Annotated in this window: 21 protein-coding genes; 11 read left to right on the plus strand and 10 right to left on the minus strand. The window is 38.7% G+C overall.

From position 1 onward, the window contains the following. Positions 1-72 precede the first annotated feature (72 nt). The gene (locus tag DQW11_RS12570) at positions 73-480 is read right to left on the minus strand and encodes a hypothetical protein (protein ID WP_113924426.1); all 408 of its coding nucleotides are present in this window, start codon (positions 478-480) and stop codon (positions 73-75) included. A 661-nt stretch (positions 481-1,141) separates the two neighbouring features. Here DQW11_RS12570 and DQW11_RS22265 point away from each other — a divergent pair. Next, positions 1,142-1,366, plus strand: a complete 225-nt coding sequence (locus tag DQW11_RS22265; RefSeq protein ID WP_157966109.1) for a hypothetical protein — start codon at positions 1,142-1,144, stop codon at positions 1,364-1,366. A 132-nt stretch (positions 1,367-1,498) separates the two neighbouring features. Beyond that, positions 1,499-1,741 carry a hypothetical protein gene (locus DQW11_RS12580; RefSeq protein ID WP_113924428.1) on the plus strand — a complete coding sequence of 81 codons (243 nt, stop codon included), beginning with the start codon at positions 1,499-1,501 and terminating at the stop codon, positions 1,739-1,741. Positions 1,742-2,572: 831 nt separating this feature from the next. Here the strand turns inward: DQW11_RS12580 and msrB are convergent. After that, the gene (gene msrB, locus DQW11_RS12590; protein WP_113924430.1) at positions 2,573-3,676 is read right to left on the minus strand and encodes a peptide-methionine (R)-S-oxide reductase MsrB; all 1,104 of its coding nucleotides are present in this window, start codon (positions 3,674-3,676) and stop codon (positions 2,573-2,575) included. Positions 3,677-3,954: 278 nt separating this feature from the next. Between msrB and DQW11_RS12595 the strand changes: the two genes are divergently transcribed. Both DQW11_RS12595 and DQW11_RS12600 read left to right on the plus strand, forming a co-directional pair. Then, a complete protein-coding gene (locus DQW11_RS12595) occupies positions 3,955-4,533 on the plus strand; it encodes an outer membrane beta-barrel protein (protein ID WP_113924431.1) in 579 nt (192 codons plus the stop codon). A 105-nt stretch (positions 4,534-4,638) separates the two neighbouring features. Further along, complete coding sequence (locus tag DQW11_RS12600; protein ID WP_113924432.1) at positions 4,639-7,341, plus strand: PQQ-dependent sugar dehydrogenase; 2,703 nt, start codon at positions 4,639-4,641, stop codon at positions 7,339-7,341. Between the two features lie 69 nt (positions 7,342-7,410). Here DQW11_RS12600 and cas6 read toward each other — a convergent pair whose 3' ends face one another. The 5 genes from cas6 to DQW11_RS12625 all read right to left on the minus strand — a co-directional run bounded on the left by cas6 (position 7,411) and on the right by DQW11_RS12625 (position 11,558). Next, positions 7,411-8,280, minus strand: a complete 870-nt coding sequence (gene cas6, locus DQW11_RS12605) for a CRISPR-associated endoribonuclease Cas6 (RefSeq protein ID WP_113924433.1) — start codon at positions 8,278-8,280, stop codon at positions 7,411-7,413. 107 nt (positions 8,281-8,387) lie between these two features. Further along, entirely contained in the window at positions 8,388-9,485 is a 1,098-nt protein-coding gene (ychF, locus tag DQW11_RS12610) for a redox-regulated ATPase YchF (protein ID WP_113924434.1), read from the minus strand. 13 nt (positions 9,486-9,498) lie between these two features. Continuing rightward, complete coding sequence (locus DQW11_RS12615; protein ID WP_113924435.1) at positions 9,499-10,581, minus strand: AI-2E family transporter; 1,083 nt, start codon at positions 10,579-10,581, stop codon at positions 9,499-9,501. 121 nt (positions 10,582-10,702) lie between these two features. Beyond that, a complete protein-coding gene (locus DQW11_RS12620; protein WP_113924436.1) occupies positions 10,703-11,032 on the minus strand; it encodes a DUF3276 family protein in 330 nt (109 codons plus the stop codon). Positions 11,033-11,210: 178 nt separating this feature from the next. Beyond that, positions 11,211-11,558 (minus strand): 4Fe-4S dicluster domain-containing protein, encoded by a 348-nt coding sequence (locus DQW11_RS12625; RefSeq protein WP_113924437.1) that lies wholly within the window; start codon positions 11,556-11,558, stop codon positions 11,211-11,213. Positions 11,559-11,702: 144 nt separating this feature from the next. Here DQW11_RS12625 and DQW11_RS12630 point away from each other — a divergent pair, with 144 nt between their 5' ends. Continuing rightward, positions 11,703-12,716 (plus strand): acyl-CoA reductase, encoded by a 1,014-nt coding sequence (locus DQW11_RS12630; RefSeq protein ID WP_113924438.1) that lies wholly within the window; start codon positions 11,703-11,705, stop codon positions 12,714-12,716. A gap of 8 nt (positions 12,717-12,724) precedes the next feature. Here the strand turns inward: DQW11_RS12630 and DQW11_RS12635 are convergent, their stop codons facing one another. Further along, a complete protein-coding gene (locus tag DQW11_RS12635; RefSeq protein WP_232826738.1) occupies positions 12,725-14,473 on the minus strand; it encodes a sensor histidine kinase in 1,749 nt (582 codons plus the stop codon). 483 nt (positions 14,474-14,956) lie between these two features. Between DQW11_RS12635 and DQW11_RS12645 the strand changes: the two genes are divergently transcribed. From DQW11_RS12645 to DQW11_RS12660, 4 genes are all read left to right on the plus strand, one after another. Continuing rightward, positions 14,957-17,221 (plus strand): aconitate hydratase, encoded by a 2,265-nt coding sequence (locus tag DQW11_RS12645; protein ID WP_113924440.1) that lies wholly within the window; start codon positions 14,957-14,959, stop codon positions 17,219-17,221. 56 nt (positions 17,222-17,277) lie between these two features. Continuing rightward, positions 17,278-17,865 (plus strand): hypothetical protein, encoded by a 588-nt coding sequence (locus DQW11_RS12650; RefSeq protein WP_113924441.1) that lies wholly within the window; start codon positions 17,278-17,280, stop codon positions 17,863-17,865. Further along, positions 17,865-18,542 (plus strand): DUF2490 domain-containing protein, encoded by a 678-nt coding sequence (locus tag DQW11_RS12655; protein WP_113924442.1) that lies wholly within the window; start codon positions 17,865-17,867, stop codon positions 18,540-18,542. Before DQW11_RS12650 ends, DQW11_RS12655 begins: the two co-directional genes overlap by 1 nt. Positions 18,543-18,673: 131 nt before the next feature. Then, positions 18,674-21,625 (plus strand): ATP-binding protein, encoded by a 2,952-nt coding sequence (locus DQW11_RS12660; RefSeq protein WP_113924443.1) that lies wholly within the window; start codon positions 18,674-18,676, stop codon positions 21,623-21,625. On the opposite strand, the gene DQW11_RS12665 is transcribed toward DQW11_RS12660, so the two are convergent. Then, on the minus strand, positions 21,616-22,551 hold the full coding sequence (locus DQW11_RS12665; protein WP_113924444.1) for a tetratricopeptide repeat protein: 936 nt from the start codon (positions 22,549-22,551) through the stop codon (positions 21,616-21,618). The genes DQW11_RS12660 and DQW11_RS12665 overlap by 10 nt on opposite strands. Then, positions 22,538-23,623, minus strand: coding sequence for an AI-2E family transporter (locus tag DQW11_RS12670; RefSeq protein ID WP_113924445.1), 1,086 nt, complete (start codon positions 23,621-23,623; stop codon positions 22,538-22,540). The genes DQW11_RS12665 and DQW11_RS12670 overlap by 14 nt, the downstream gene beginning before the upstream one ends. A 139-nt stretch (positions 23,624-23,762) precedes the next feature. Here DQW11_RS12670 and DQW11_RS12675 point away from each other — a divergent pair, with 139 nt between their 5' ends. Then, complete coding sequence (locus tag DQW11_RS12675) at positions 23,763-24,758, plus strand: cation diffusion facilitator family transporter (protein WP_113924446.1); 996 nt, start codon at positions 23,763-23,765, stop codon at positions 24,756-24,758. Positions 24,759-25,130: 372 nt separating this feature from the next. After that, positions 25,131-26,567, plus strand: a complete 1,437-nt coding sequence (locus tag DQW11_RS12680) for an amidohydrolase (RefSeq protein WP_113924447.1) — start codon at positions 25,131-25,133, stop codon at positions 26,565-26,567. Positions 26,568-26,586 lie beyond the last annotated feature (19 nt).

Below are 26,586 nucleotides of genomic sequence, written 5' to 3' on the forward strand. Positions count from 1 at the left end.
TAAAAACTCCAACAGGTTCAAATTCTGTTGGAGTTTTTTATTTGATTTTTTTGGAAAATTTAGATTCTCAGGTCAGTTTTTATTCATGGGTAACTCGGTATTGACCTCGCCCCTCCCGCCTATTTCGATGATTTCATAGACTACTACTTCGCTTGCGCCTCTCCAAGGTAAAGAATTGAGGTACTCTTTGTACCGAAGTTCAACGAATTTGCCACCTGCACGCTCAAGCTGCTCAACAAGAGCTTCATTCTGAACACTGAATCTAAACTCGTTGCTTTGAAGGGCACCGGCAGTAGGACTTTGGAAACCTTCCTGAACGATACGGCCTTCCCAGGTTTTGAAGACGTATCCTTTTTTCTCAAAATAATTGAGCGTGCCGCCTTTGACACCTTCACTGAACACAAAGTAATACCTCCAATAGAATACTCCTGCAAGGATAATGATGAGGGCAAAAATGCCGATTTTAACGAATTTGTTCATGTTGGTTGGTTTTTAGATTCTTTAAACAATTACAGAAATTGTGCAATTTAAACTATAAATCTGAAAACCAATTTCTCATAAATGCTTCAATTAAACAACAATTTATTTGGGCATTTATTTTAACCTCATCCAAAGCCCAAAATCATTAATCCCTGAGCGTAGAAAGGTGAAGGCGCTAGGTGCAGATTCTGTCTATACCTTTTTATTTAGTAAAATTTGTAATTCATTTTACCAAGAATTACCTTTCGTTAGGGTGTTTGGTTGAATCCAATTACATCCCGATCATTGTCGCGGATGGAAAAGATAAAAGGGTGGAGTCAGAGGTCAAAAATGACTTGTTCAAGTTCTGGAAAAAACGATTCGAAACCAAATTCAAAAAGAAATGAAGGATCAAAAAAAACTGAGACAACCAGAAAAAATAGCTGGTTTAAAATTTATGAGTTGCTTCAAAGTGTGGAAGATTGGATCAAACGGGGTTTTCGGTAAAGATAGATTTTCAATAGCATTCATTACTTTTATCTTGATAGTCATGTGTTTTTGTAATCAGAAATCTAATGTTCTTGTAGAGGATTTTGATGATTTCTATCGAAAATTCAATAACGACTCATTATTTCAATTGAGTCGTGTCAAGTTCCCGCTTCCGGGCTTGAATACCGAGGAAATGAGCGCTCTTGACTCTGTATATTTTTGGGAAATGGAAGATTGGAAATATGTAGGATTGTCCAAAATCGATACCTCGCATTTTAGCCATATTATTGAGAACCACAGAGGATCAGTGAGAGAGGAAGTAAAATCGAAATCCTTTTTGGGTCTTGTTTTTAGAAGAAAATTTGAGCAGATCGACGGGATTTGGTATTTGACATCTCAGGAAGATATCAATCTTTAGTGAAGGATATTCTTTGAACTGAAGATAATTCTATACGGGAGTAGGTGATCTAGAAATTTTTAAAACTAATTCCTTTGAAATCGGGAATCAAATAGCGGACGGAATAATATATTATTTAGAGAACAATAAACGATGAAATACACACTAATCATACTTTTGATTTTTCATGTGAATGCGGCATTCTCTCAGAAGGTTTCCACCTTAGATGAAGCAACACAATTTTCTATTTCTCTGCTAATGTTGCATGAACTAAACCCGATTGAGACATGTGAGTCTCAAAAAATTAATGAAATGCTGAAAAATTCAGCCAAACAATATTTAGAAAATGAAAGCGCAGTCAATGAAGAAAAAGAGAAGATTTTATTAACTCTCTAAGTGAACGGAAGGTCTGAATATGATGATTCAGTTGATGAAAGAAGAATGAGAACAAGACGAGCAATATGCCTTATAGCACTGGCTTTCCAATCAGATCCATCTTGCAGGAATATTTTTGTTGAGTTTGCAAAATTTTCATTATCCTCGTGCGATCAATTTTCCGAAGACAAATTGCTGGCAGAGGAGAAACTGGGAATACAATTGGTTGAATTGTTGTTTAAATTCGAGAACAATCAGCTTCAAAGACAGGATGTAACTCGTGTTGAAGAATTTCTAAGGGCAAACTCAACCAACTTAGCTTCAGATGTGAAACATAGAACATCATTATTTTTGGAGTATTTTATAGACAATTTAAGTAGACATTAATTCACTTACCAGTTAGGGAATCCCACATTTTAGTAGAATTCCCCGTCAGGAAGTAGAATGGCGTAATCGCTAAGGGTAGTTTGTAACTACCCTTTTCTATTATATGAATTTGTAATTCATTTTACCAAGAATTACCTTTCGTTTGGGTGTTTGGTTGAATCAAATTACATCCCGACAATTGTCGCAGATGGAAAAGATAAAAGGGTAGGACAAGGCGTTTGGAAATGATCCCTATCTGGGAGTAGAATGGCGTAACCGCTAAGGGTAGTTTGTAACTACCCTTTTCTATTATATGAATTTGTAATTCATTTTACCAAGAATTACCTTTCGTTAGGGTGTTTGGTTGAATAGTCCAATTGTAAATTGGAAAAGATAAAAGGGTGGAATTACAAATTCCACCCAGTCCTAGGATCAATCGTTATATTACGCCGAATTGAGATTGACCCACCTTTGTGCAGGTTTTTTTTAATCGACTACCCAAAGCCAATCTTTGTAACCTTCTTTTTCCATGTCCTTTTTTGGGATGAATTTCATGGCGGCTGAATTCATGCAATACCGAAGTTTGGTAGGTTCGGGTCCGTCATTGAATACGTGCCCAAGATGGGAATCACCGAGTTTGCTCCTGACTTCCACACGCATCATTCCGTAAGCGGTATCGGTTGGTTTGCCGATGACGCGGGCATCGATCGGTTTGGTGAAACTCGGCCAACCTGAATAGGACTCATATTTATCCGAAGAACTGAACAAAGGCACGCCCGAAACAATGCAGACATAGATTCCTTCTTCTTTGTTTTCATTGTAATCGTTGGTAAATGCCCGCTCAGTTTCTTCATGCATGGTGACTTGGTATTGAAGTTCTGTGAGTCTTTTCTTTAACTCTGAGTCAGAAGGTTTTTTGTATTTATCTTCCAATTTTACAGGCCAATGTTTTGCAATAAATGCATCCCTTCCCGAACCTGTTCTGTAAGCATAATACTCGGTCGGGTTCTTCTTATAATAATCCTGATGGTAATCTTCCGCCGGATAAAAGTTAGTAAACTTGATCAAAGGAGTCACGATGGGTTTGTCAAATTTACCTGATTGGGAAAGCTTTTGAAGGGAAGTTTCTGCAGCCGCTTTTTGAATTTTGTCATGGTAAAATACTGCAGAAGTATATTGAAATCCCCTGTCATAAAAAGAACCGCCTTCGTCCGTGGGGTCAAATTGCTGCCAAAAAATTTCCAATATCTCCGAATAACTGATGATATCAGGATTAAATGTGACTTGTACAGATTCTCTGTGGGTTGTTTTTCCTCCTGATACATCCGAATAGGTTGGATTTTTTTCTTTGCCACCGGCATAGCCGGAAACCACAGATACAATACCGTCAACTCCCTCAAAAGGAGCTTCTATACACCAAAAGCATCCACCTGCAAAAGTGGCCAAAGCTGTAGGTCCATCATAAATTTCTTCAGGAGCATCGGAATTTTCACTTTTTTGTTTTCCATTTTCTGCCTTTGAGCAGGAAAACACCAAAAGACTGAAAGTAGGAATTAATACCAGATAAAGGATTTTTTTTGAAAAGGCCATGATCTTATTGACTGTTTTGATTATTGAATTTGAATGGGGCATGATTTTAGATAATTGGCATACTTGGGATTCGGTTGCTGTCTATAAAGACAATTGAATAACGACATTTTCTGGACATTCAAATTATACAAGAATCCGGAAGATATACGTTTACTAACAGCAAATCAGATGAATGTGTTTGCAAAGATTAACAATTGCTCAAAAAAGAATTGTCAGATATGCGTCAACCATGACATCATTTGCTGAAAATATATTTCAATTCACATAAACCAACTATTATGAAAACTACATTGAAAGCAAGCGTAATCATGTTTGTCCTGATGGTATTCTGCCATTCAGGGTATTCTCAAACCAGTGGAGGGTTTGGAATCAAAGGAGGATTAAATTACAATTCAAACGGACAGTATTTTAAGGATGCTGAGGCGATTTGGGGATCTCCAAAAAATAACCTTGGCTACCATTTGGGATTATTCGGGAAGGTAAATGCAGGACCTGTTTTTCTCAGACCGGAACTTAATTATACCAATTTAAAATCAGAAATCAATTCAGTCCAACTGCAAACCCAAAGACTTGATGCTCCGGTTTTGGTAGGAATCAATCTTCTCGGGCCTCTGGTTTCGGTATTCGCAGGGCCTTCTTTCCATTACTACATAGAAGACGAGTTGCGGGACTTCGAATATGACAAATTCAATGCAGGGTATCAATTTGGAATCGGACTCAATCTTGGGAATGTCGGATTGGATCTCAGGTATGAGAGAGTTCTAAACGGGCAAACCGTAGACATTGATAATGTCTTCACAGGAGATGGTGATTTCAGATTCCAACAATTGATGCTTGGCCTATCATTTAAATTTTAATTACTCCAAAATCCATTTGTTAAATCCCCTAGCCTCTAGGGGATTTTTTTATTTGTTTAAACCTTATTTTCTATATCTTGGTCTTATCTCAAACCCATAAGGCCCATGAAACCACTTTTACCCATAATTCTTTTTTCAGCGATGCTTACTGTTTTTTCCTCCTGCCAAAAGGAAGAGGAAAAATTTGTCACTGAAAAGCCGGAGGATAGCCGCTTTACCAAAGTCGCTTTGGTGGAAAAACTGGATGAACCCATGGAATTGGAGGTGCTTAGTGATGGTAGGGTGATATTCATTGAGAGAAAAGGGAGAGTCAAAATGTATGAGCCCTCTAATGGAGGAACCAAAGAAATCGGTTATCTGAACGTTTACTTTGATGGGGAAGATGGTTTGTTGGGAATGGCAAAGGATCCCAGCTTTGATAAGAATAATTGGATTTACCTTTATTATGCTCCTGTAGGAACTGTCAGCATCAACCGTTTGTCAAGATTTACGCTTGTAGATGACATGATAGACATGACATCTGAAAAAATCATGTTGGAGATTCCCCATTTTAGGGGCTGTTGCCATAGTGGTGGCTCTATTGAGTTTGACAATAAAGGGAATCTTTTCCTTTCACTAGGCGATGACACCACTCCTTTCGAATCTGACAGCTACAATCCCATCGATGAGCGAAAAGGAAGGCCCGAAAACGTCGACGCACAGAGAAGTTCCGGCAATAGCAATGACCTTCGTGGAGGGATATTGAGAATTACACCTCAGCCCGACGGGACATATACTATACCTGAGGGCAACCTTTTTCCTGCAGGAACTCCTGATACCCGTCCTGAGATTTATGTCAAGGGAAATAGAAACCCCTTCAGAATTTCGGTTGATCAAAAGAACGGGTATTTATATTGGGGAGAAGTCGGACCTGATGCCACAAAAGACAGTCTTCAAAGAGGGCCAAGAGGTTACGATGAAGTCAATCAAGCCAAGAAAGCAGGCTTCTTTGGATGGCCATACTTGATTGCAAACAATAAGCCGTATTGGTATTATGATTTTGAAAAGCAGCAAAGCATTTTTGAATATGATCCCAAGGCACCGGTCAACAATTCTCCAAACAATACCGGAGTCAAGCAACTTCCGCCCGCCCAACCGGCATTTATCTGGTATCCATATGCTGACTCTGAGGATTTTCCCCAATTGGGTTCAGGAGGGCGGAATGCCATGGCAGGACCTGTTTACTACCATGACTTGTTTCCAAAGACAGACGTGAAATTTCCAAAATACTATCATGGTAAACTGTTTATCTATGATTGGATGCGGAACTGGATTTTCACAGTCAGCATGGATGAGAATTCCGATTTGGATTCCATGGAAAGGTTTCTTCCCAGTGTAGTTTTTGATAAGCCGGTGGACATGCAGTTTGGACCCGACGGTTCTCTTTATGTGCTCGAATATGGGACTTATTGGGCGGCTCAAAATGACGATTCAGGTTTGTTCAAAATAGAATTCAGTGCCGGAAACAGAAAGCCCGTGGCCAAAGCGGCTGCGGATAAAAACCAGGGAGCAGCGCCCTTGACCGTTCAATTCTCCAGTGAAGGGAGCATGGATTTTGATGAAGGAGACAGCTTGTTGATCTATGAATGGGATTTTGAAGGAACAGGGAAAATACAGTCGCGAGAACAAAATCCGACATTCACCTTTAAAAAAACGGGAATTTTCAAACCGACTCTGACCGTCAAAGACAGTGAAGGGAAAATTGCCACTTATCAATTGGAAGTTTCGGTGGGCAATGAGCCTCCGGTAATTTCAATTCAAATGGATAACAACCAATCATTTTATTGGGGAAATCCTTCGATTGATTACCATGTGACTGTCACAGACCGTGAGGATGGTGTCATTACAGAGGATAAGATCATGGTCACGTGGGATTATTTGAAAAATGGTTTCGATAGGGTGGAAGCCGCGGAAGGGCATCAGCAGGAAATGTCTTCAGTTAGTTTATTGGGTCAGAATCTGACTGTCAAGAGTGGTTGCAATGCCTGCCATGGCATTGACAATCCATCCATTGGTCCAAGTTATGCAACAGTGGCAGCCAAATATGAAAGTGATCCATCAGGCAAAAACTATCTTGTAAAGAAAATCACCAATGGTGGAGGGGGTGTTTGGGGTGAGCGACAGATGCCAAGCCATTCCCACCTATCCCAAGGAGACATTGGTGAAATGGTAGAGTATATTCTTTCCTTGTCTCCAAACCGGCAATCCAATCCCAAAAACCGGATTGCGGCGAAAGGCGTTTTGAGTTTAAACCAACATGCCAAAGGGACTTTGAGTGGAACCTACCTCCTGACAGTAAGCTATCAGGATAAAGGGGCAAATGGTATCTCTCCCATTTTGAGAAGGGATCAGATAGTGCTGAGAAATCCGATGCTTCAGGCTGCTGATGCTGATTATTTCAAAGGAACTGCAAAAGCCAATTGGGAGGATTCAAAATTGGTCAAGTTTACCGAGAACTTATCCTACATTGGATTCAGTGACATTGATCTTAGAGACGTGAGAAGATTGGTCTTTTCTATAGATCCCAATAAAAAAACAGGGTGGTTTGAGGTAAGGGTTGGCGGAATAGGTGGAAAAATTGTCGGAAAGACACCGGTTTTAAATGAAGATAACAGGCCAAAAAACAATCGGGATAAATGGTTTGATTACAGTCTGCAAATAGAAGAAACGAATGGAAGGGAAGATTTGTACATTATTTTCCAGACTGAAACAGGGGTAGATATTTGGGGCTCATTTCTGATGAACACTGTCAGTTTTAAACCTGATTGAAAAATAGTGATACAGAGAATGAAAAAGTAAATAAAACAATAAAACCGGCTTTCGGCCGGTTTTATTGTTTTAAAGTTCCTCTTGTCCTTCTTCCATTTCCCCGGACTTAGGTCTGTCTTGGGCTTTGTAAGGAATGAAACCTTCTCTTTTGAACTTGTAGGGTTCAGCGCGTTGGTTGGGAGCATGGTTTGCAAGGTCTAGCATACCAAATCCTTTGTGGGTGAAAGCACCCAATCCGCACTTAAACACAAAATCTTGTACCTCTGGAGCAGCATATAGTGTAAAAGGTAAAGTATACCCTCTTACTTCATATTTGACATCCATGTCGTAGACGGAGTAGATTCTAGCAAATTTCTTTTGCTGTTCTCTCAACTTATTTACATAATTCATGTCAGGTACAACTTGGAATTTGTAGAATGACTCCATTTGTTCTTGGTTGTACCATCCTGATCTTTCCATCCTTGTCAAGGTAGATTCATACAACAGGTCAGAAAATTCATCTGTATCCGGGTTGATAAATCTTTTTCCTGATTCATCATTGAAGGCAGGTGTCAACAATACCAATGGAGAGATACAAACAAATTTGTTTGATACTTCCAATGTTGGTTCCGTTTCCTGTTCTGTGTACTCAGGGGAAAGGATAAGGTTTCCTAACTCAATTTTGGGAGTTTCGAATACCTGCTCCAGCAAATAGTCCATAAATTCTTCATTGGGTGATGAAAGCACTAGAGTGACTAAGCTCGAGTAGTAGTGAAGTCCGCTTCGACTTACTTTGGTCTGACCTTTAAGACCAGAGAAATTGAAGTAATTGTAGTTAAAAAATTCCTCCCTGCCGCCTTTTACAATCAATCCTTTCAGGAATTGAGCCAAGATGTACTGGTGATGGAAAGGTAAATAAGCACCTTTGTTTTTTAACGAAAATATTAATCTTATTCTCACGGGTTTATTAAAAATAGAAATGAAACAATTATTTAAACTTGGTAATTAATCATTATTCTCAATTATCACGGTTCTTGCAAAAGTACAAATTAATTTCTTGAAACTTGTTATACATTGAATCTAAAATGCATTATATCTCCGTCTTGAACCACGTATTCTTTGCCCTCAATCGATATTTTTCCATTTTCCCTACATGCGGCCTCCGATTTATACATTTCATAGTCAGAAAGTTTGATTACCTCTGCTTTGATGAATCCTCTTTCAAAATCTGTGTGGATCACTCCTGCAGCTTGGGGAGCCTTCCATCCTTTTTTGATTGTCCACGCACGGACTTCCTGAACCCCCGCAGTGAAATAAGTGATCAAATCAAGCAATTTATACGCCCCTGAGATCAATTTGTTTAAGCCGCTTTCGTCCAGTCCATATTCTCCCAAAAACATGGCTTTTTCATCTGCATCGTCCAATTCAGCGATTTGAGACTCAATTGCCGCACAGAGAATGATGACATCTGCGTTCTCTTCTTTTACTTTTTCTCTCAGTTGGTCCACATATTTATTGCCGGTCAAAAGACTTTTTTCATCCACATTGGCTACATACAGCACAGGCTTGATGGTCAAAAGATGTAAGTCTCTGACAGCTTCAAATTCCTCTTTGTCAATGGAAACAGCCCTGGCGTTTTTTCCTGCTTCGAGCTCTGATTTGAATGTTTGAAGAACTTCAAGGTCTTTTCGGGCCCTTGCATCTCCTGATTTTGCAATTTTTTCTATCCTTGCGATTTTTTTGTCTATTGATTCCAAATCTTTGAGCTGAAGTTCGGTATCGATTACCTCTTTGTCAAATTCCGGATCTACTCCTCCTGCCACGTGTACAATGTTTTCATCATCAAAGCACCTGATCACATGAATGACTGCATCTACTTCCCTGATGTTTGCAAGAAACTTATTCCCTAAACCTTCCCCTTTGCTTGCTCCTTTTACAAGTCCGGCGATATCAACAAACTCAATTACAGTAGGAACGACACGGTTGGGATTTACAAGCTTTTCTAAAACCGCCAAGCGCTGATCCGGCACGGTGACTACACCGACATTTGGTTCTATTGTACAAAAAGGAAAGTTGGCAGCTTCAGCTTTTGCAGCAGAAAGTGCATTGAATAAAGTTGATTTTCCAACGTTGGGTAAGCCAACGATGCCACATTGTAAAGCCATTTAAGATTGTTTTTTACATTTTAAAGATTCGGTATTCACGGTATCCCCTGTAAAATTCCAATACCGACACCCTGAAAATGGTGTAAACCGGTATTGCAAAGATCATCCCAAGGATACCGGCGATTTTCGCACCGGCAAAGATAATCACAAAAATTTCAAGAGGATGTGCTTTTACAGATTTGGAGAAAATCACTGGTTGCAAAATGATATTGTCAGTCAATTGGACGACTCCAAAAACCGAAAGTATTTTGATTACCATAAATGTTATTTCATTGGAGTTCTCAAAATTTCCTGTAGAAATTCCTACAATAACCCCAAAAGTAGCCCCTAGAATAGGTCCTGCATAAGGAATCAGATTTGCCACAGCTGCAAACATGGCGATAGTCAAAGCATAATCAATTTCCATCAATGTAAGTCCGATTGCAGCCAAGGAGAAAATGCAGGTGATTTGGATCAAAAGCCCGACTAAATAATTGGAAAGCAGTTTTTCAACTTTATTGAATGTAGATACTGATAATTCGAAATAGGAATTGGGAATGAGGTCCATGATATTCCTTCTTAGGAGACCATTTTCAAGCAACAAAAAGAAGGAAATAAAACTGACGGCCATGACACCTATCAAAAAAGAACTTGTGGTATTGACCACAGTATTGACAATGCCCTGATAATTGATCGACCCAAAACTTGATATCAGTGTTTCTCTGACTTGGAGTATCAAGAATCCTGGATCGCTTTTGACCAATCCAAATTTGATCAATAAGTCCTCGATTTTTCCAACCGGGTTTTGGATCTGCTCATACAGGAAATCCGGGTCATAAGATGAAATCACCTGAATCTGCGCGCTGATCAGGGGAATAAAAAGTAAACTGATCAGAAAAATCAAAGTCAACACTATTCCAAAAGAAAACAAAATGGCAAGCCATCTTGGTGTATGCTGCCCGATGATATGAAATGAATTGATCCTGTTGGTCAAAGGCCGTAAGATAGCCGCTAATACCAAAGAGAAGATAAAATAAAAGGTGATGTTTGAAAAATACCAGCCAATGGCAAAAAGAAGGACAATAAAAAATAAAATGGCAATGATAGGCTTTTTCATAAGTAACAGAAATATAGGAAAAAGAAACAATCACAATGATATCTTTCAAAGTGGATTGTCCAAAATCCCATTAAGATTCCTTGAAATTGTTTCTTTTTCCTTATGATTTAAAAAATCGGGACTATTCCCACTTCAGCTCGTCATCAAATTCAGTTTCTGATTCCTCGACATCATATTGTGAGAAATCGACTTCAGGCATTAGGTCATTCTTGACATGGTCCACAGCGCTTTGCAAAGCTTCGATGAATTTTCCGAAATCTTCTTTGTAAAGAAATATTTTGTGTTTTTCAAAAACAAAAGTGTCGCCCTGCATCCTTCTTTTGCTTTCTGTGATGGTAAGGTAATAGTCGTTTGATTTCGTTGATTTTACATCAAAAAAGTAAGTCCTCTTACCTGCTTTCACTCTTTTTGAGAAGATTTCTTCTCTGTCATTTCCTCTGTGATCTTCCACTTGCCAAAGTTTATGTTTGATATAGGTTTTTATTTTGAGGACAAGTTAAATCAATTCAAAAATCATATTCAAGGGATTTTCTAGTTTTTTTTAATTGAGGATAAGGTTTCATGGATTATTGGATCAATTCTGCCATTCAATCCTGATCAAAACAAAAAAAGAGGGGATTCCCCTCTTTTTATTCTCCATGCATATGAATCTTTTTGCCCATCAGATCTTCCTCCGTTTCCCTGTGGTCCGGATCGTCTACACAACAATCCACCGGACATACCGCGGCGCACTGTGGCTCCTCATGAAATCCGGTACATTCCGTACATTTTTCAGTGACTATATAGTAAAACTCGTCAGATCTTGGTTCTTGTTTTTCATTGGCATCAATCACAGACCCATCAGGAAGGGTCACTTCTTTTAGCTTGGTACCGCCAGCCCAAGTCCACGATATGCCACCTTCGTAAATGGCGGTATTAGGACATTCTGGTTCGCAGGCACCACAGTTGATGCACTCATCGGTTATCATTATAGCCATAATCCTCTTTTTTTGTTGCCCAAAATTAACATGGAATTAACCATTCCTGCAATAAAAAGTTGTCATGCTAAGTAATTTATTTTCATTCGGCCAAAAATCATTATTGTTTTGATTTGGATATCTTTGCCAAAATTACCGAAAACAATGATCCTTGAAGAGAGAATTGACGCATTTGACCAACTTGGAAGCATTATCAGAAATATTTCTGAAGAAGATCTTTCCAATTTGTGCCGAAGAGTAGAGAACCAAAACAATTGGTTTTCGCCTCCACAGACAAAAAATGCGCTGAATGCCCTTTTGGTTTTTTTGAACAAGGAAAGTCTGAAGAATTGGCTTTCGGTTTATGATCTTTCCCCCGCCAATGATCCAAAGTCCGTGGGTGTCCTCATGGCAGGCAATATTCCGGCTGTTGGGTTTCATGACCTGATGTGTGTCTTGTTAACCGGACACAGGGCTTGCATCAAACTCAGTTCTTCAGATCAGGTGCTTATCCTTTGGCTAATCGAAAAACTGGTGTCGATCCAACCAAAATTTAAATCTTTGATTTCTGTAGAAGAAATGCTCAAAAATAAAGATGCGTATATCGCCACCGGAAGTGATAATTCAGCAAGGTATTTTGAGTATTATTTTGGCAAATATCCCAATATCATCAGGAAAAACAGGACTTCCGTGGGGATATTGGACGGAACTGAATCCAAGGATGATTTTAGTAAACTTGGGTCCGATATTTTTCAATATTATGGGTTGGGCTGCAGAAATGTATCCAAGATTTTTGTTCCAAACAGGGAGATTCTCATTTCTTTCATGGATTCCATTGAAGATTTCAGTGAAATCGCCAATAACCACAAGTTCTTCCACAATTACGAGTACAATAAATCCATCTTACTGGTAAACAAGGAAGATCATCTCGATAATGGTTTTCTGATCTTGCAGGAAAGCAAAGGTCTGGTTTCTCCTATTTCCGTTCTTTACTATGAAGTCTATCAAACCACAGCGGAACTGAATGAATTGATCAAGACGGTCAGCGACAAAATCCAATGTAAGCTTTCTCGGGGAGGTTGGTTTGAGGACAGCCTTGATTTTGGTCAGGCCCAATGCCCCACTTTGGGAGATTATGCAGATGGAATTGATACCATTGCGTTTTTAAAAAGTATATAATTCAGTATTTATTCATTTTTGGGAAGGCTAAAACTGAATTCACTTCCTTTTCCTGTTTGGCTATGGATGCTTAATTCTCCGCCATTTTTGACGATATAGTCATGCACAAGAAGCATTCCCAATCCGGTTCCGGTAGTTTTGTCTTTTCCGGGAGTAGTGAATGATTCCCTGTTTTTGAGCTTTTCCAGATTTTCTTCTGATATCCCTAATCCCGTGTCTTTGACTTTGACAGAAATGGTTTCTTCATTTTCTTTGAGAATAACGGTCACATAATCCCCTTGTCCGGAGAATTTTATCGCGTTGCTGATAAGGTTCCGAATAGCCAGATCGATCATGTTTTTATCAGCAAAAACCTGAAGATTACCATATTTTTGGAGTGTCAGCGTAATTCCTTTTTCTTTCGTGATCTTTTCAAAGAGTAAAATCTGCTGCTCTACCAATTTGTCAAGGTCAAAGATTTTCTTCTCCAAATATTCTCCTTTTAGTTGGCTGCTGGTCCAAGCCAAAAGGTTTTCAAGCAAAATAGAAACCGAGTCCATGTTTTTATTGATTTCAGGAAGGATTTCAAAAAACTCTTCTTTGGTGATCACGCCTTCAAATGACAGTTTTATCAGTTCCCTGATCCCAAAAATCGGCCCTTTCAAATCATGGGAAATTATGGTAAAAAGTTTGTCTTTAAGGCTATTGAGATTTTTTAATTCCTCTGCCTGTTTTCTAATTTGGTTCTGGATAGATTTCTTGAGGGTGATGTCCTCAAATATGACCATCATTCCTATCGGTTCACCTTTTTTGTCTTTGATAGGAACATACTCTATGGAAAGGTCTTTTTTCCCGGACAATAGATTTAAGGAGGATTCAATCTCCATTTTTTCACCTTGCTTCAGGTAACTTTCAAATTCAGTTTTTTCTCCAACAATTTCTTCAAGCCTTTTTCCAATCAAAAACGGAAGCGGCTGTTCCAGTATTTTCCCAATATGCGGGTTAAAATCAATGATCCGGAAATTGGGATCGAATACAAGAATTCCTTTGGTGATTACCTCAAATACTTTATCTCGTGCTATCGGTTTGATGCTGAAAAGATCGAATCTGATCAGCGCGATCCCCACTACAATATACATGATCAAAAATGCATAAGGAGTAAGGTCTATATGCCCAAATGGTCTGAATCCAAATAGGTAAATTAAGTTGAAGGCCCAGGGAAAAAGCCCCGCAAGAACCAATAGGTTGTTTTGTTTTTTGAATACGGGATCAGCGTTTTTGAATTTATAGAGCAATATTAAAATCCCAAGGAAGAGTGAAATGTAAAAAAAGGATAGGTGGATATAGTACCACGGCCCTATTTTGATGGCAAGCAAAGGGAAGGGACCGGATTCATCCACTGATACTTCCTGATAGTGTAAGTGGTGAAATTCATTGGTAAGCACCATCAAAAAAGTAATAGCGGGGACCACAAAAATCATAAGTAGGATTTTCGGTGTGGCGTACTTTTCAAGTCCGGAATATTTGAGGGAAAACCAAAGCCATGTTCCCGGTGCCATGGAAATCCCGATATATTCGATTTTGATCCAAAAAAGCATGGCATCAAGGCTTTTGACAGAAAGCTCAAAGCCATACCCAAGCGCCCAGATAGAGACAAATAACATGGTAAATGCAAACCACCGCACTGAGTCTCCTAATCTGTAGATGATTACAGTAGAAATGGCCGCTACGATTATTCCCGATACCAAAAGGGTAATGGAAAAAATATTTAGTTCCACAGATGTTTGGATTTGATTAAGGACAGAAATGTAAACATTTTTAAAACCAAAGGACAGGTTTTTTGTATTTTGGGTTTGAACTTTAGTTTTTAAAGGGCAAACACATGAATGGGTATAAAAGAGCCAGATTCATTAAAATCACATTTTTATGGATTATCCTTTTTTTAAAAAATCAAAAATTCAGGATATACAATTGGGTGGTTTACCCTCAAATATGAAAATATCTAAACACCAAATAGGTGATATGAACACAAATAATTTGAAAACTTCGATTCTCCAATTTCTCAGTAAATTTTGGATAGTGAGACCAATCTTGGGACAGAGGGCGATAAGGACCTGAATAAATGGTCAATTGGAAAATTTTAAAACATTTCGGCCAAATAAATAACGTAGCTTACATGAAAACACTTCCAATTTTGGCCTGTTTTTTTATCTTTGCGAACGATAAAATTAACCTTCTCAACATTTTAAATACAATTCCCAATGGCATTTGATATAGAAATGATCAAGGCGGTCTATTCCAAATTCCCTTCAAGGGTGGAAGCTGCCAGAAAAGCAGTAGGAAAACCACTGACCTTGACCGAAAAAATATTATATGCGCACCTTACCCAAGGGGAAGCGAATTCTTCCTTCGAAAGAGGTGTGTCATATGTGGATTTCAATCCTGATAGGGTAGCCATGCAGGATGCAACTGCGCAAATGGCACTTTTGCAGTTTATGCAGGCAGGAAGGGATAAGGTTGCGGTTCCATCAACGGTACATTGTGATCACCTAATCCAAGCCGAAATCGGGGCCTTGGCCGATCTTAAAAAAGCAAATGATAAGAACAAAGAAGTGTATGACTTTCTTTCTTCTGTCTCCAATAAATACGGAATAGGATTTTGGAAACCCGGAGCAGGTATTATCCACCAAGTGGTTTTGGAAAATTATGCTTTTCCCGGGGGAATGATGATAGGGACTGATTCCCATACACCAAATGCAGGTGGCTTGGGGATGATTGCAATAGGTGTCGGTGGCGCCGATGCATGTGATGTGATGGCAGGATTGCCTTGGGAACTGAAGTTTCCAAAATTGATCGGAGTAAAATTGACGGGGAGGCTTTCTGGATGGACTTCTGCCAAAGATGTAATCCTTAAAGTGGCGGGAATTCTTACCGTAAAAGGCGGAACAGGAGCAGTGGTTGAATATTTTGGAGATGGTGCAAGGTCTCTTTCTGCTACAGGAAAAGGAACAATCTGTAACATGGGAGCTGAAATCGGAGCAACTACTTCAATTTTTGGTTATGATGAAAAATCAGAAGCCTATTTGAGAGGAACTGAAAGAGGAGACATCGCCGATCTGGCCAATACTATCAAGAGTCACCTTACCGGCGATGATGAGGTGTATTCCAATCCTGAGAAATATTTTGATCAGGTAATCGAAATCAACCTTTCTGAACTTGAGCCGCATATCAATGGGCCATTTACTCCTGATTTGGCGTGGCCGATTTCAAAATTCGCAGCAGCAGTGAGGGAAAACGGATGGCCTGCCAAGTTAGAGGTCGGGTTGATCGGTTCCTGTACCAATTCATCCTATGAAGATATCTCAAGAGCAGCATCATTGGCGCAGCAGGCAGTAGACAAAAAATTGACGGCAAAGTCAGAATATACCATTACACCCGGTTCAGAGCAGGTAAGATTTACTGTCGAAAGAGATGGTTTTCTTGGGATTTTTGAAAACATGGGAGGAGTTGTTTTGGCCAATGCCTGTGGTCCATGTATCGGTCAATGGGCAAGGCATGGTGCTGAAAAGCAAGAAAAGAATTCTATCATCACCTCTTTCAACAGAAACTTTGCAAAAAGAGCAGATGGAAATCCAAATACGCACTCTTTTGTAGCTTCCCCTGAAATCGTGACGGCAATGGCGATTGCGGGAGATTTGACCTTCAACCCTTTGACCGATTCCCTTATCAATGAGGAAGGCAAATCAGTAAGACTGGAAGAGCCAAGTGGAATGGAATTGCCTTCCAAAGGTTTTGCCGTTGAAGACGCCGGTTACCAGGCGCCCGCTGCAGATGGATCCAAAGTGAGTGTGTTGGTTGATCCCAAATCTGAAAGATTACAATTGCTTGAACCTTTCAAAGCATGGGAAGGAGCTGATCTGAAAGGATTAAAATTATTGATCAAAGCAAAAGGAAAATGTACCACAGACCATATTTCTATGGCAGGACCTTGGCTTAGGTTTAGGGGACATTTGGACAACATTTCAAATAATATGCTGATTGGTGCCCAAAATGCATTCAATTTGGAAACCAATAAGGTGAAAAACCAACTTACCGGTGAATATGCAGAAGTTCCCGCGGTTCAACGTCACTATAAGCAACACGGAATTGGATCAATCGTAGTTGGGGATGAGAATTATGGAGAAGGCTCATCAAGGGAACATGCTGCCATGGAGCCAAGATTCTTGGGAGTCAGGGCGATATTGGTAAAATCTTTTGCCAGGATACATGAAACAAACCTAAAAAAACAAGGTATGTTGGCACTCACTTTTGCAAATCCATCTGATTATGACCTGATTCAGGAAGATGATTCTATTGATATTGGAGGATTGACTGATTTCAAACCAGGTAAGCCTTTGACTGTGGTTTTGAACCATGCTAATGGGACCAAAAACGAAATCGCGGTCAATCATACCTATAATGAAGGTCAAATTGGTTGGTTTGTTGCAGGTTCTGCTTTGAATCTGATCAAAGAGGAGATTGATTAATATTGTATTGGCCGCGGATTATTTTCCGCGGCTTTTTGATATTTGAATATTTAAATATGAGGATTTCAAATTTCCTTAAAACGCTTTTTTTATTCATTCTAAGTTTTGGGCTAATTCATTTTTGTTTTTCTCAAGAGAAAATAGAGAAAGAATCAAGGATTAGATCAAGCGAAGTTCCCGAACCTGCCAAAGAATGGTTATGTGATTCTTTTGAAGAGCTTAAAAGAGTAAGGTGGTTTTTAGAAAGTTCTCAAAACGGTATATCCTATGAAGCAAAATTCCATTATAAAGGTGATTATCATAGTGTAGAATTTAATTCGTCAGGTATTGTGGAAGATGTAGAAATTGAAATTAGGCAATCAAGAGTTCCCAAAGAGGTCTGGAATGAGATTTCTTCTTATTTTGATGCAGAGTTTGATCAAGTAAAAATTGAAAAGATACAAATACAGTTTTCAGGCTCCATATCTGATTTAGAGGATTTTTTTGATGAAAACGATAGAGAGGGAATTCTTTCGCGCTATGAAATAGTGTTTCAAGGTAAGAGTTCTAGTTGGGGATTATGGGAAGCTCTTTTTGATTCTACAGGAAAATTTATTTCAAAGATTAAGGTTAAAATCCGGCCTAATGACAATTTGGTTTTTTAATGAAAGTCATTCTAGTTTTGATCATTTATTTAATAATTACCAATGCTACGGCTCAGGAAAACCAAACGTTTTTTACCGGGATTTTCCCTGAAGTTTCTTTAACAAAAAAAATCAGCGATGTGAATAAATTGAATTTTAAAATTGAAAATCAAAGAGTACTTTTTGATAATAGAGATAAAGAGAACCCACAATTTACCCATTATAGGACTGATTTAATGATGTTTTTTGATCATAGTGTCAGACCGGGAGTTAGCATGGCATTGGGTATTTTTCATCGTTTTCAAGAAAATGAAAATAGTAATAGAATTATTCAGCAGTTTGCAGTTTTGCAGAGGATGAGGAATCTGAGGATTAACCATCGTATTAGAACTGACCAAACTTTTACCCGAAATGACGACCTAGAGCTTAGGATGAGGTATCGTATTTCTGGTGAAATCCCTCTTCAAGGTAAAATAGTTGACCCTAAGGAATTTTATTTAGTGATATCAGAAGAGCTTATTTTTAGTTACAAAGGTGGTGACTTCGAGATTGAAAATCGGGTGGCATTGGCGCTTGGAAAATTATATAATAGCAGAGAAAAACTAGAGTGGGGAGTGGACTATCGAACTGATGGATTTATTCAGGATGGATTTAGAACTCGATTATGGGGAAAAATTAGCTATTTCTATAATTTTTAATTCAAATTCCTTTGTGTAAACTGTAATTTTTTTGTTTTGAAATACAATTTGTTATATGTTTACAGATAAATAATTTTAAAATTATCCCCCAAATTTTAAAACTCTTTAATCACCCCCTTTTGCAAGTCCTTATGAAGGAAAGAGGTATCAACAATACATTCAAGAAGATTATTTATGAATCATCAGAAATGGTTTTCTTGGCCGACGATACCTATCCATATAATATTTTTTATACAAATGAATCTTTTGATAAAATAATCGGGGACAAATTAGTGGACAAAACCTTGGTGGGTTTGGGATTGGATATTAATTCTTACATATTCAGCGAGGAAATGATTATCAGTTTCCAAGATCACGAATTTGTTTTTAACATTGAGTTACCTCAGGATAATGGCTCAAATTATTTCCTTTTTTATAAAGGAAAAGAAATGAGGGCGCTTGGAATGCCCACCAAAAAGGAGACAGGGGAATTTTTCAAAAACACCCATGACCTGATAGCTATAGGTCAAGAAAATTTTCTGACATGGATCAGCAGTTCGGTCGCCGAAGTGTTGGGATATTCTCCGGAAGAAATGACAAATGTAGAGCTATGTCAGTTTTTTCATTCCGAGGATTTGCCACAGGTTCAGGAGTTATTGTTGGGATTTAAGAAAGGGATATCCTACGGTCATGTGGAAGTAAGGATGATTTCAAAAAACGGGGATTTCAAGTGCATTGATTGGAATGTAAATTATCTGGAAGGGATTTTTTATGCGATAGGTAGAGATATTACAACGGAAAGACTTGTTAAAGAAGGGTTGGCTTGGAAAAATGAACTTACCAAACTTGGGGAAATTGTTTCCAAAACCGGGGTTTGGGAAATCATCATGCCAGAAAACAAGGTGATTTTGAGTGAAGGTTTTTGTTCGATTTTGGAGATGGGGCAAAGTGATTTTTTGAGTATTGAGCAAATCATTCAATATTTTTTACCTGATTTTCGACCAATGATTCAAAAGTCCCTGACTGAATTGATGGCTATTGGAAAAGACTTTGACTTGAGACTTAAAATCAAGTCAAAGCTTCAAAAAGAAAAATGGGTAAGGGTAATTGGAAAGAGTCAATTCAAAGACAATGCCACCTCAAAGGTTTTTGGGACTATCCGTGATATTTCAGAAGAAAATGACCTTTTGAGTGAGTTGGGGCTGTATAAGGAAATGTTTGAACATTCTCCTGAATCAATATTGATTTCAGACATGTCCGGTAAAATCATTTTTACAAACCAGGAAGCGAACCAAAAACTTGGAATTTTAATCGGGTCAGGGGAAACGTATAAGATCGGGAATTTTGATGAGCGTTTTGTTGAGGGAAGTGTCTGGGAAAACTTCCTCAGCCAATTAGCAAGAGATAAGAATCTCATGTACAAAACCCAATATATCAAGAAGGATAAATTGGGGATTCACATGGAAGTGAATTGCAGTTTGGTAGAAATCAACCAGAATAAATACGTTGTTTCTTTTGCAAGAGATATTTCAGAGCGGGTCAATCTTGAACAGACGCTGCAGGATTCCTCGGATTTTCTACTCCATCTAACCGAACAGGTTCCCGGCGCTCTTTATCAATTTGTTTTAGACAAAGAAGGCCAGATGAAGTTTTCGTACTTAAGCCCGGGAATAAAGGATTTGTTGGGAATCAAAGAAACGGAATTAAAGGATTTTAGTGATATCAGCCTTGCCATCAATAAAGTTCATCCTGAAGACATTGGTCTTGTACTTACTTCGACAGTGACTTCAGCAAGGACACTAAAGCCTTGGAATTGCCAATTCAGAGTCAAAGAACCTGCAAATGGGCAATTTAAGTGGGTCTATGGTGCAGCAAAACCTGAAATGTTGGAGAATGAAGATGTGGTCTGGTATGGATATCTGACTGATATTTCTGACCAAAAGAGATTTGAGGAAAACCTTAAAAATGCCCGAGAGCAGGCTGAAAGGGCCAGTCAGATCAAATCCGAGTTTTTATCCATGATCAGTCATGAATTGCGTACCCCTCTCAATGCCATTTCCGGATCAGTTTATACTCTGCTTCAGGATGATCATACTTCCCAACAAGCATCTGCACTGAATACCATAAACTTTGCGGTTGATAACCTGATCATCATGATCAATGATTTATTGGATTATCAAAAAATCGAAGCCGGCAAACTTACCTTGGAATACAACCCAATGAATTTAAAGGAGGTTGTCAATCAGGTGGTAAAAGGCCTTGAGTTTCATGCAAAAGACAGTCGCAATAAACTGATTCTAAATATCCAGGAGGAATTAAATCAAGAGGTGAAAGGCGATAAAGTCAGACTTGCCCAAATTTTGAATAACCTGATTACAAATGCCCTCAAGTTTACCAACAACGGAGAGGTAGAGATTGAGGTCAGGATTAGGGAGTTCTTGGATGAAAAAATCAGGGTTTATTTTTCAGTGAAGGACAGTGGCATTGGGATAGCCAAAGAACACCAATCAAGGATTTTTAACCAATTTGATCAGATTCACCATTCTTTCAGCAAAAAATATGGAGGAACCGGATTGGGTCTTTCCATTACAAAAAGGTTGCTTGAACAAATGAACAGTCAGATCGGTCTTGAGTCAGAATTGGGAATGGGTTCCATCTTCTTTTTTGAAATTGTATTCGAAAAAACCAAGAAACTATTTGTTCCTGCCCCTCAAAAGGAAAATGCTGCCATGTTGCCCTTCGATAAAATAAAACTATTGATGGCTGAGGACAATGATGTAAATGCACTTGTACTTGGAAAAATCATTAAAAAATGGGGTATTGAATATGACAGGGTAAATAACGGCCAAGAAGCTGTGGATGCTGTAAAAAATGAAAAATATGATTGTGTTTTAATGGACATTCAAATGCCTGTTATGGATGGATTTGAGGCTACAAAACTTATCAAATCAATCTCAAATGTCCCGGTTTTGGCATTATCTGCTGCTGCCAAGCAGGATTTGATAGAAAAAATCGACCAGAGTGGATTTACAGGTTATGTCTCAAAACCTATTGATGCTTCAGAGTTATTGAAAAAAATCAAAGAAGCATTGAATCACTTTTGATTGCATTTGGCAATATATTCTTTGACCAGTTCTATTTCCGGATCTTTTTCATACACTTCTTCAAAATAGCTCAAAGCCAACTCCTTTTGGTCTTTGTAGAAATAATAAATCCCTTTGTTTCTGATGGCATAAAGGTTTTTGGGATTTTGCTTCAGGCTGTAATTGATGTCTTCAAGACCTTTTTCATGTTCGCCCAAATAAATAAGATACAGTCCTCGGTTATTGTAGAAGAAAGCCTCTTTTGGGTTGAGTTTTATTGATTTTTCAATCCATTCCAGTGCCTTGGCATAATCCTTTGCTTCAAAAGAAAGCATTGCCCGGAGATTATAGATGTTAGGTTCAGAGGGGTTAAGTTTTTGGGCGAGATCCAAGGATATTTCGGACTGCTCAAATTCTTTCAGGTAATAATGAAGCGTGGCTTTATTGATTAAAACTTCAGGATTGTCGGGTTGTAGCTCCAAAGAATTATCAAACGCCAAGAGCGCTTCGGAATAATTTTTCATTTTCTCCAAAATTAATCCGCTCAAAAAATGGCCTTTCCAGCTTTTGGGTAGGTTGGATAAAAGGTTCTTACTATCCTCAAGAGCCTTGTAATATTCCCCGTTATCCATGTAACCCACCCCTCGTTGAAAAAGGGCCAAAGAGTCAGTTGGGTTAACCATGAGGATTGCGGAAAAATCGGAAATTGCTTCTTCCAACTTATTGAGCTGCTGATAAACCAAGCCCCTGTTATAGAGCGCATCTTTGTAATTAGGGTCTATCAGAAGCGCTTCAGTATAGAATTCAACTGCGGCCTCGGGATCATTTTCTTTCAGCTTTTCATTTCCTTTGAGTAGAAACCGTCCTTTTTTAGTTTCGGTATTGTCACATGAAAATAAAACCAGAACCCCAAAAAGGAATATCACTGAAAATTTAAGATTGTTCATTAAGGAAATCAACGTCATTTTTTTCTTCGCCCAATAATAATGCATAAGGCTTTGTGGCATCTGTAAGTTCAAATATTTTTCTTAAAACCGCCAAGGAAGGTATAATTAGGATCATTCCCACCACGCCCCAAATCGATGCACCAACCAATAATCCGATAATGGTTGCAAATGCATTTAGGTTTACATTGCCACCTACAATTTTTGGAGTTAGAAAATTTGATTCAATCATTTGGATCAATTGAAAAGAAACGATAATGGCAAACGGATAAAACAATCCGTCTTTGGTCAAAAATGCAAACACAACAGGTAAGGTAAGGGCAATCAATGGACCCAAATAAGGCACGATATTTAGGACTGCAGCAATAACACCGAAAAATATAGCATGCTTGATCCCTAATCCCAACAATACAGCGGTATTTAAAATGGCCAATATTACCATTACCTTGAAAACTCCCACTATATAATTTTGTACAACTTTTCGGAGGATCAGGATTTCTTCAATCACTTTTTCCTTATTATGTCTTGGAAAAAGCATTGAAAGGAATACGGTCAGGTGGTTCCGGTAAAGTAGAAAGAAGAAAATGAAAATTGGCAACAAAAGAACCATCGACAAGGATCCTATAGTGCCAAAAACAAATTCAGCTAAAGTGGATCCATGAGATTGGATCCAATCAATCAAATAGTGTTTGTCGATTCCATTTCCTATGCCGGTTTCAATCTGGAAATTCTGCAAAATGAAGCCATCGATCTGAATTAAGTAGATGTTAAGCTTTTCTTTCACATTTCCTAGATCCCTCCCAAATGAGGCGACCTGAAATACTATGAAGACCATCAACCCCAAAATGAGAAACAGGCCTGAAAGAAGTGAAGCGAGAGTACTCCAAACCCGTGAAAGTTTTTTTCTTTCCAAGAAATCTGACATCGGAGTCAAAAGTATAGAGATCAAGCCTGCCAAAAACAAAGGGACCAAGAGACTCCGCCCTATAATCAAAATAAAAATGATCAGGCTAATCAATGACAAAACAGCAAGTGCTTTCAGGTAGGGGGGTAAATTAATGTTACTTTGGCTCATAAAAAGGTTTAAAAGAAGGTTAAGCAGAAATGGTTTTGGTTGTTAGCTTTACTTATTCAATCTAAAGAGATTAATTAAAACAGTGATTATCAAAACTCATTAAATTTAATTCTATTTTTAACAGATCAAAAATATTGAAGTGGAAAGAGAAAAGTCGATTTGGATAAGAGTGTCCTTTATTGTCAGTTTTGTTTTGTTGGTAGTCAAGTTCTATTCCTATTATATTACCAATTCTACTGCTATTCTGACCGATGCCCTTGAAAGCATAGTCAATGTTGTGGCAGCAGGTTTTGCCACTTACAGTATTTATTTGAGTTCAATGCCAAGAGATGAAAATCATCCTTACGGTCACGGTAAAATAGAATTTTTTAGTGCAGGAGTGGAAGGTACCCTGATTATTCTTGCAGGTTTGTTTATCGTTTATCAGTCGGTTTATAGTTTTTTCTTCCCACATACTCTCGAAAACCTATTTGCAGGTATTGTATTGATTACCATTTCCGGAACGGTAAACGGTATTTTGGGGATTATGCTACAAAGAAGGGGCAAATCCCTCAACAGCATCACTTTGGAAGCAAGCGGGAAGCATCTGATTACAGATGCTTTGTCCAGTTTTCTATTGATTTTGGGGGTTGTCGTCATTTTGGTTACAGGATACCAGTTCCTTGATTCCATTATTGCAGTATTTTTCTCTTTCTATATTCTTTATTCAGGATATGGATTGGTAAGGAAATCTGTGGCGGGATTAATGGATGAATTGGATCCGACTGCGATCGATTCGACCGTGAAAACCATCAACCAAAACCGGAAGCCGAGTTGGATTGACATCCATAATATGAGGGTACAGCAATATGGCGGAGACAGGCATATAGACCTTCATTTGACTTTGCCTTATTTCTTTGATTTGAAACAAGTACATAATGAAGTGGAAGAGTTGGAACATGCCTTAGAAGATGCGTGGCCTGGCATTATGGAAGTTTTTGTACATGCAGATCCTTGTATTCCGGAAAAATGTTGCCATTATTGTCAAATGAAAGACTGTGTTGTTCGGCAATATCCTAAAGACACCAAAATAGAATGGACATCGACGAATATGTCAAAAAACCAAAAGCATTATCATGAGTTTATTGAGCAATAATATTTCATAACTTAAAAAAAATTAAAATATTTTATCCCTTTTTTCAAGAATACAATTATCTTAGTATATTCAACAAAAAAAAAGCTATGAACGAGGACAAACAATTTCGGGTACTGTTAGCGGTTACTTCCGTAGTATGGTTAATTCTTGTTGGAGTTCTAATCATAATCTAACAAGATATTAAGGTTTTAAGCTGTACCTACACCAACAGCAATTGCTTTTCAAATGGATTAAGGAGTATAAAAAGGGATATGTAAATACGTATCCTTTTTTTATTTTCTAATTTTCTCATTTTTCAGTTTTGTTTTAATCTCACGATAATTAATTTTAAGAACACTTACTTTCATAAAATTTCATTTAAAAATTATCGCCATGAAGAGAATATTACTTGGATTATTAGGGGTGCTGATTTGGTTGCCGGCTTTGGCCCAAGAACCATCCCATGAGGCTTTTATCGTCAAGCAATTGGATGCCAATACCGAAAGGTTTTCAAAAGCCGCACGGGAGATATGGGAAAATCCTGAATTGGGATTTTTGGAAGTTACCAGCTCCAAAGTATTGATCGATGAATTGAAAGCCTCGGGATTTAATGTGGAGGTGGGTGTAGCCGGAATGCCTACTGCATTTGTGGCCACCTATGATAAAGGAGGTCCTGTAATCGGTTTCCTTGCGGAATATGATGCTTTGCCTGGTTTGTCACAAGACGCGGTTCCCTACAGGTCGGTTATCGTGGAGGGTGGTAATGGCCATGGATGTGGACACAATCTTTTTGGAACAGCTGTAGTCGCTTCAGGCGTAGCTTTGAAGGAGTGGATTGACGCCAACAATATCAAGGCAACTATTAAAATCTTTGGTACGCCGGCAGAAGAAAGTGGCGGAGGGAAAGTGTACATGGCCCGTGATGGAATATTTAATGGAGTAGATGCAGTCATCAACTGGCATCCTTCTGACCGAAATGCTGCCAACGCTTCCACCTGTAATGCGGTAATCGGTGGCAGATTCAGATTTTATGGAGAAACTGCCCACGCAGCCGCATCTCCTGAAAGAGGAAGGTCTTCCTTAGATGCTGTAGAGGCAATGAACATGATGGTAAACATGATGCGTGAGCATGTGGATCAGGAAAGTAGGATACATTATATTATTTCGAGTGGAGGCTTAGCACCAAATGTCGTTCCTGATTTTGCAGAAGTGAGGTATATGATCCGCCATCCTGATATTACAGAATTGAAAGATATGTGGGCGCGAATCGGAAAAGCTGCCGAAGGTGCGGCTATGGGAACAGGTACAAGGGTTGAAATTGAATTGGCGTCAGGATTATATGGTTTACTGCCAAATGAAACTTTGGCCAAACTGATGCATAAAAACCTGAGCTCACTCGGAGGAGTTGAGTATGACGAGGAGGAAATCAAATGGGCCACAGAAATCCAAAAAACCTTTAACTCCCCCAAAGTACCTTCTTTGGATGTCGCAAAAAAAGTCCAGCCCTATGCACTGAATTTCTTTCCTGCATCCACTGATGTTGGTGATGTAAGTTATGTAGTGCCAACAGTCGGTTTGGGAACAGCTACTTGGGTTCCTGGAACTGCCGCACATACATGGCAGGCAGTTGCTGCCGACGGAATGAGCATCGGATTTAAGGGAATGATGCTTGCTGCAAAAACCATGGCCTTGACAGGAAAGGACTTGATTTTAAATCCTCTGATCATCCAAGAAGCAAAAAAAGAGTTTGACGAAAGATTGGGAGGTCTGAAATATGAAGCGCTAGTTGGCGATAAAGTGGTTCCTCTTGATTTTAATGTTACCAAGTAGGATCAAAACCTTTTGATAT

Origin of the sequence: Cognataquiflexum aquatile, from assembly GCF_003316845.1 — a bacterium.
Classification (GTDB): domain Bacteria; phylum Bacteroidota; class Bacteroidia; order Cytophagales; family Cyclobacteriaceae; genus Cognataquiflexum; species Cognataquiflexum aquatile.

Excerpts from the sequence above, each read along its gene's own strand:
- DQW11_RS12570 (WP_113924426.1), bottom strand. The coding sequence starts at position 480 with ATGAACAAATTCGTTAAAATCGGCATTTTTGCCCTCATCATTATCCTT.
- DQW11_RS22265 (WP_157966109.1), top strand. The coding sequence starts at position 1,142 with ATGAGCGCTCTTGACTCTGTATATTTTTGGGAAATGGAAGATTGGAAA.
- DQW11_RS12580 (WP_113924428.1), top strand. The coding sequence starts at position 1,499 with ATGAAATACACACTAATCATACTTTTGATTTTTCATGTGAATGCGGCA.
- msrB (WP_113924430.1), bottom strand. The coding sequence starts at position 3,676 with ATGGCCTTTTCAAAAAAAATCCTTTATCTGGTATTAATTCCTACTTTC.
- DQW11_RS12595 (WP_113924431.1), top strand. The coding sequence starts at position 3,955 with ATGAAAACTACATTGAAAGCAAGCGTAATCATGTTTGTCCTGATGGTA.
- DQW11_RS12600 (WP_113924432.1), top strand. The coding sequence starts at position 4,639 with ATGAAACCACTTTTACCCATAATTCTTTTTTCAGCGATGCTTACTGTT.
- ychF (WP_113924434.1), bottom strand. The coding sequence starts at position 9,485 with ATGGCTTTACAATGTGGCATCGTTGGCTTACCCAACGTTGGAAAATCA.
- DQW11_RS12615 (WP_113924435.1), bottom strand. The coding sequence starts at position 10,581 with ATGAAAAAGCCTATCATTGCCATTTTATTTTTTATTGTCCTTCTTTTT.
- DQW11_RS12625 (WP_113924437.1), bottom strand. The coding sequence starts at position 11,558 with ATGGCTATAATGATAACCGATGAGTGCATCAACTGTGGTGCCTGCGAA.
- DQW11_RS12630 (WP_113924438.1), top strand. The coding sequence starts at position 11,703 with ATGATCCTTGAAGAGAGAATTGACGCATTTGACCAACTTGGAAGCATT.
- DQW11_RS12645 (WP_113924440.1), top strand. The coding sequence starts at position 14,957 with ATGGCATTTGATATAGAAATGATCAAGGCGGTCTATTCCAAATTCCCT.
- DQW11_RS12650 (WP_113924441.1), top strand. The coding sequence starts at position 17,278 with ATGAGGATTTCAAATTTCCTTAAAACGCTTTTTTTATTCATTCTAAGT.
- DQW11_RS12655 (WP_113924442.1), top strand. The coding sequence starts at position 17,865 with ATGAAAGTCATTCTAGTTTTGATCATTTATTTAATAATTACCAATGCT.
- DQW11_RS12660 (WP_113924443.1), top strand. The coding sequence starts at position 18,674 with ATGAAGGAAAGAGGTATCAACAATACATTCAAGAAGATTATTTATGAA.
- DQW11_RS12665 (WP_113924444.1), bottom strand. The coding sequence starts at position 22,551 with ATGAACAATCTTAAATTTTCAGTGATATTCCTTTTTGGGGTTCTGGTT.
- DQW11_RS12670 (WP_113924445.1), bottom strand. The coding sequence starts at position 23,623 with ATGAGCCAAAGTAACATTAATTTACCCCCCTACCTGAAAGCACTTGCT.
- DQW11_RS12680 (WP_113924447.1), top strand. The coding sequence starts at position 25,131 with ATGAAGAGAATATTACTTGGATTATTAGGGGTGCTGATTTGGTTGCCG.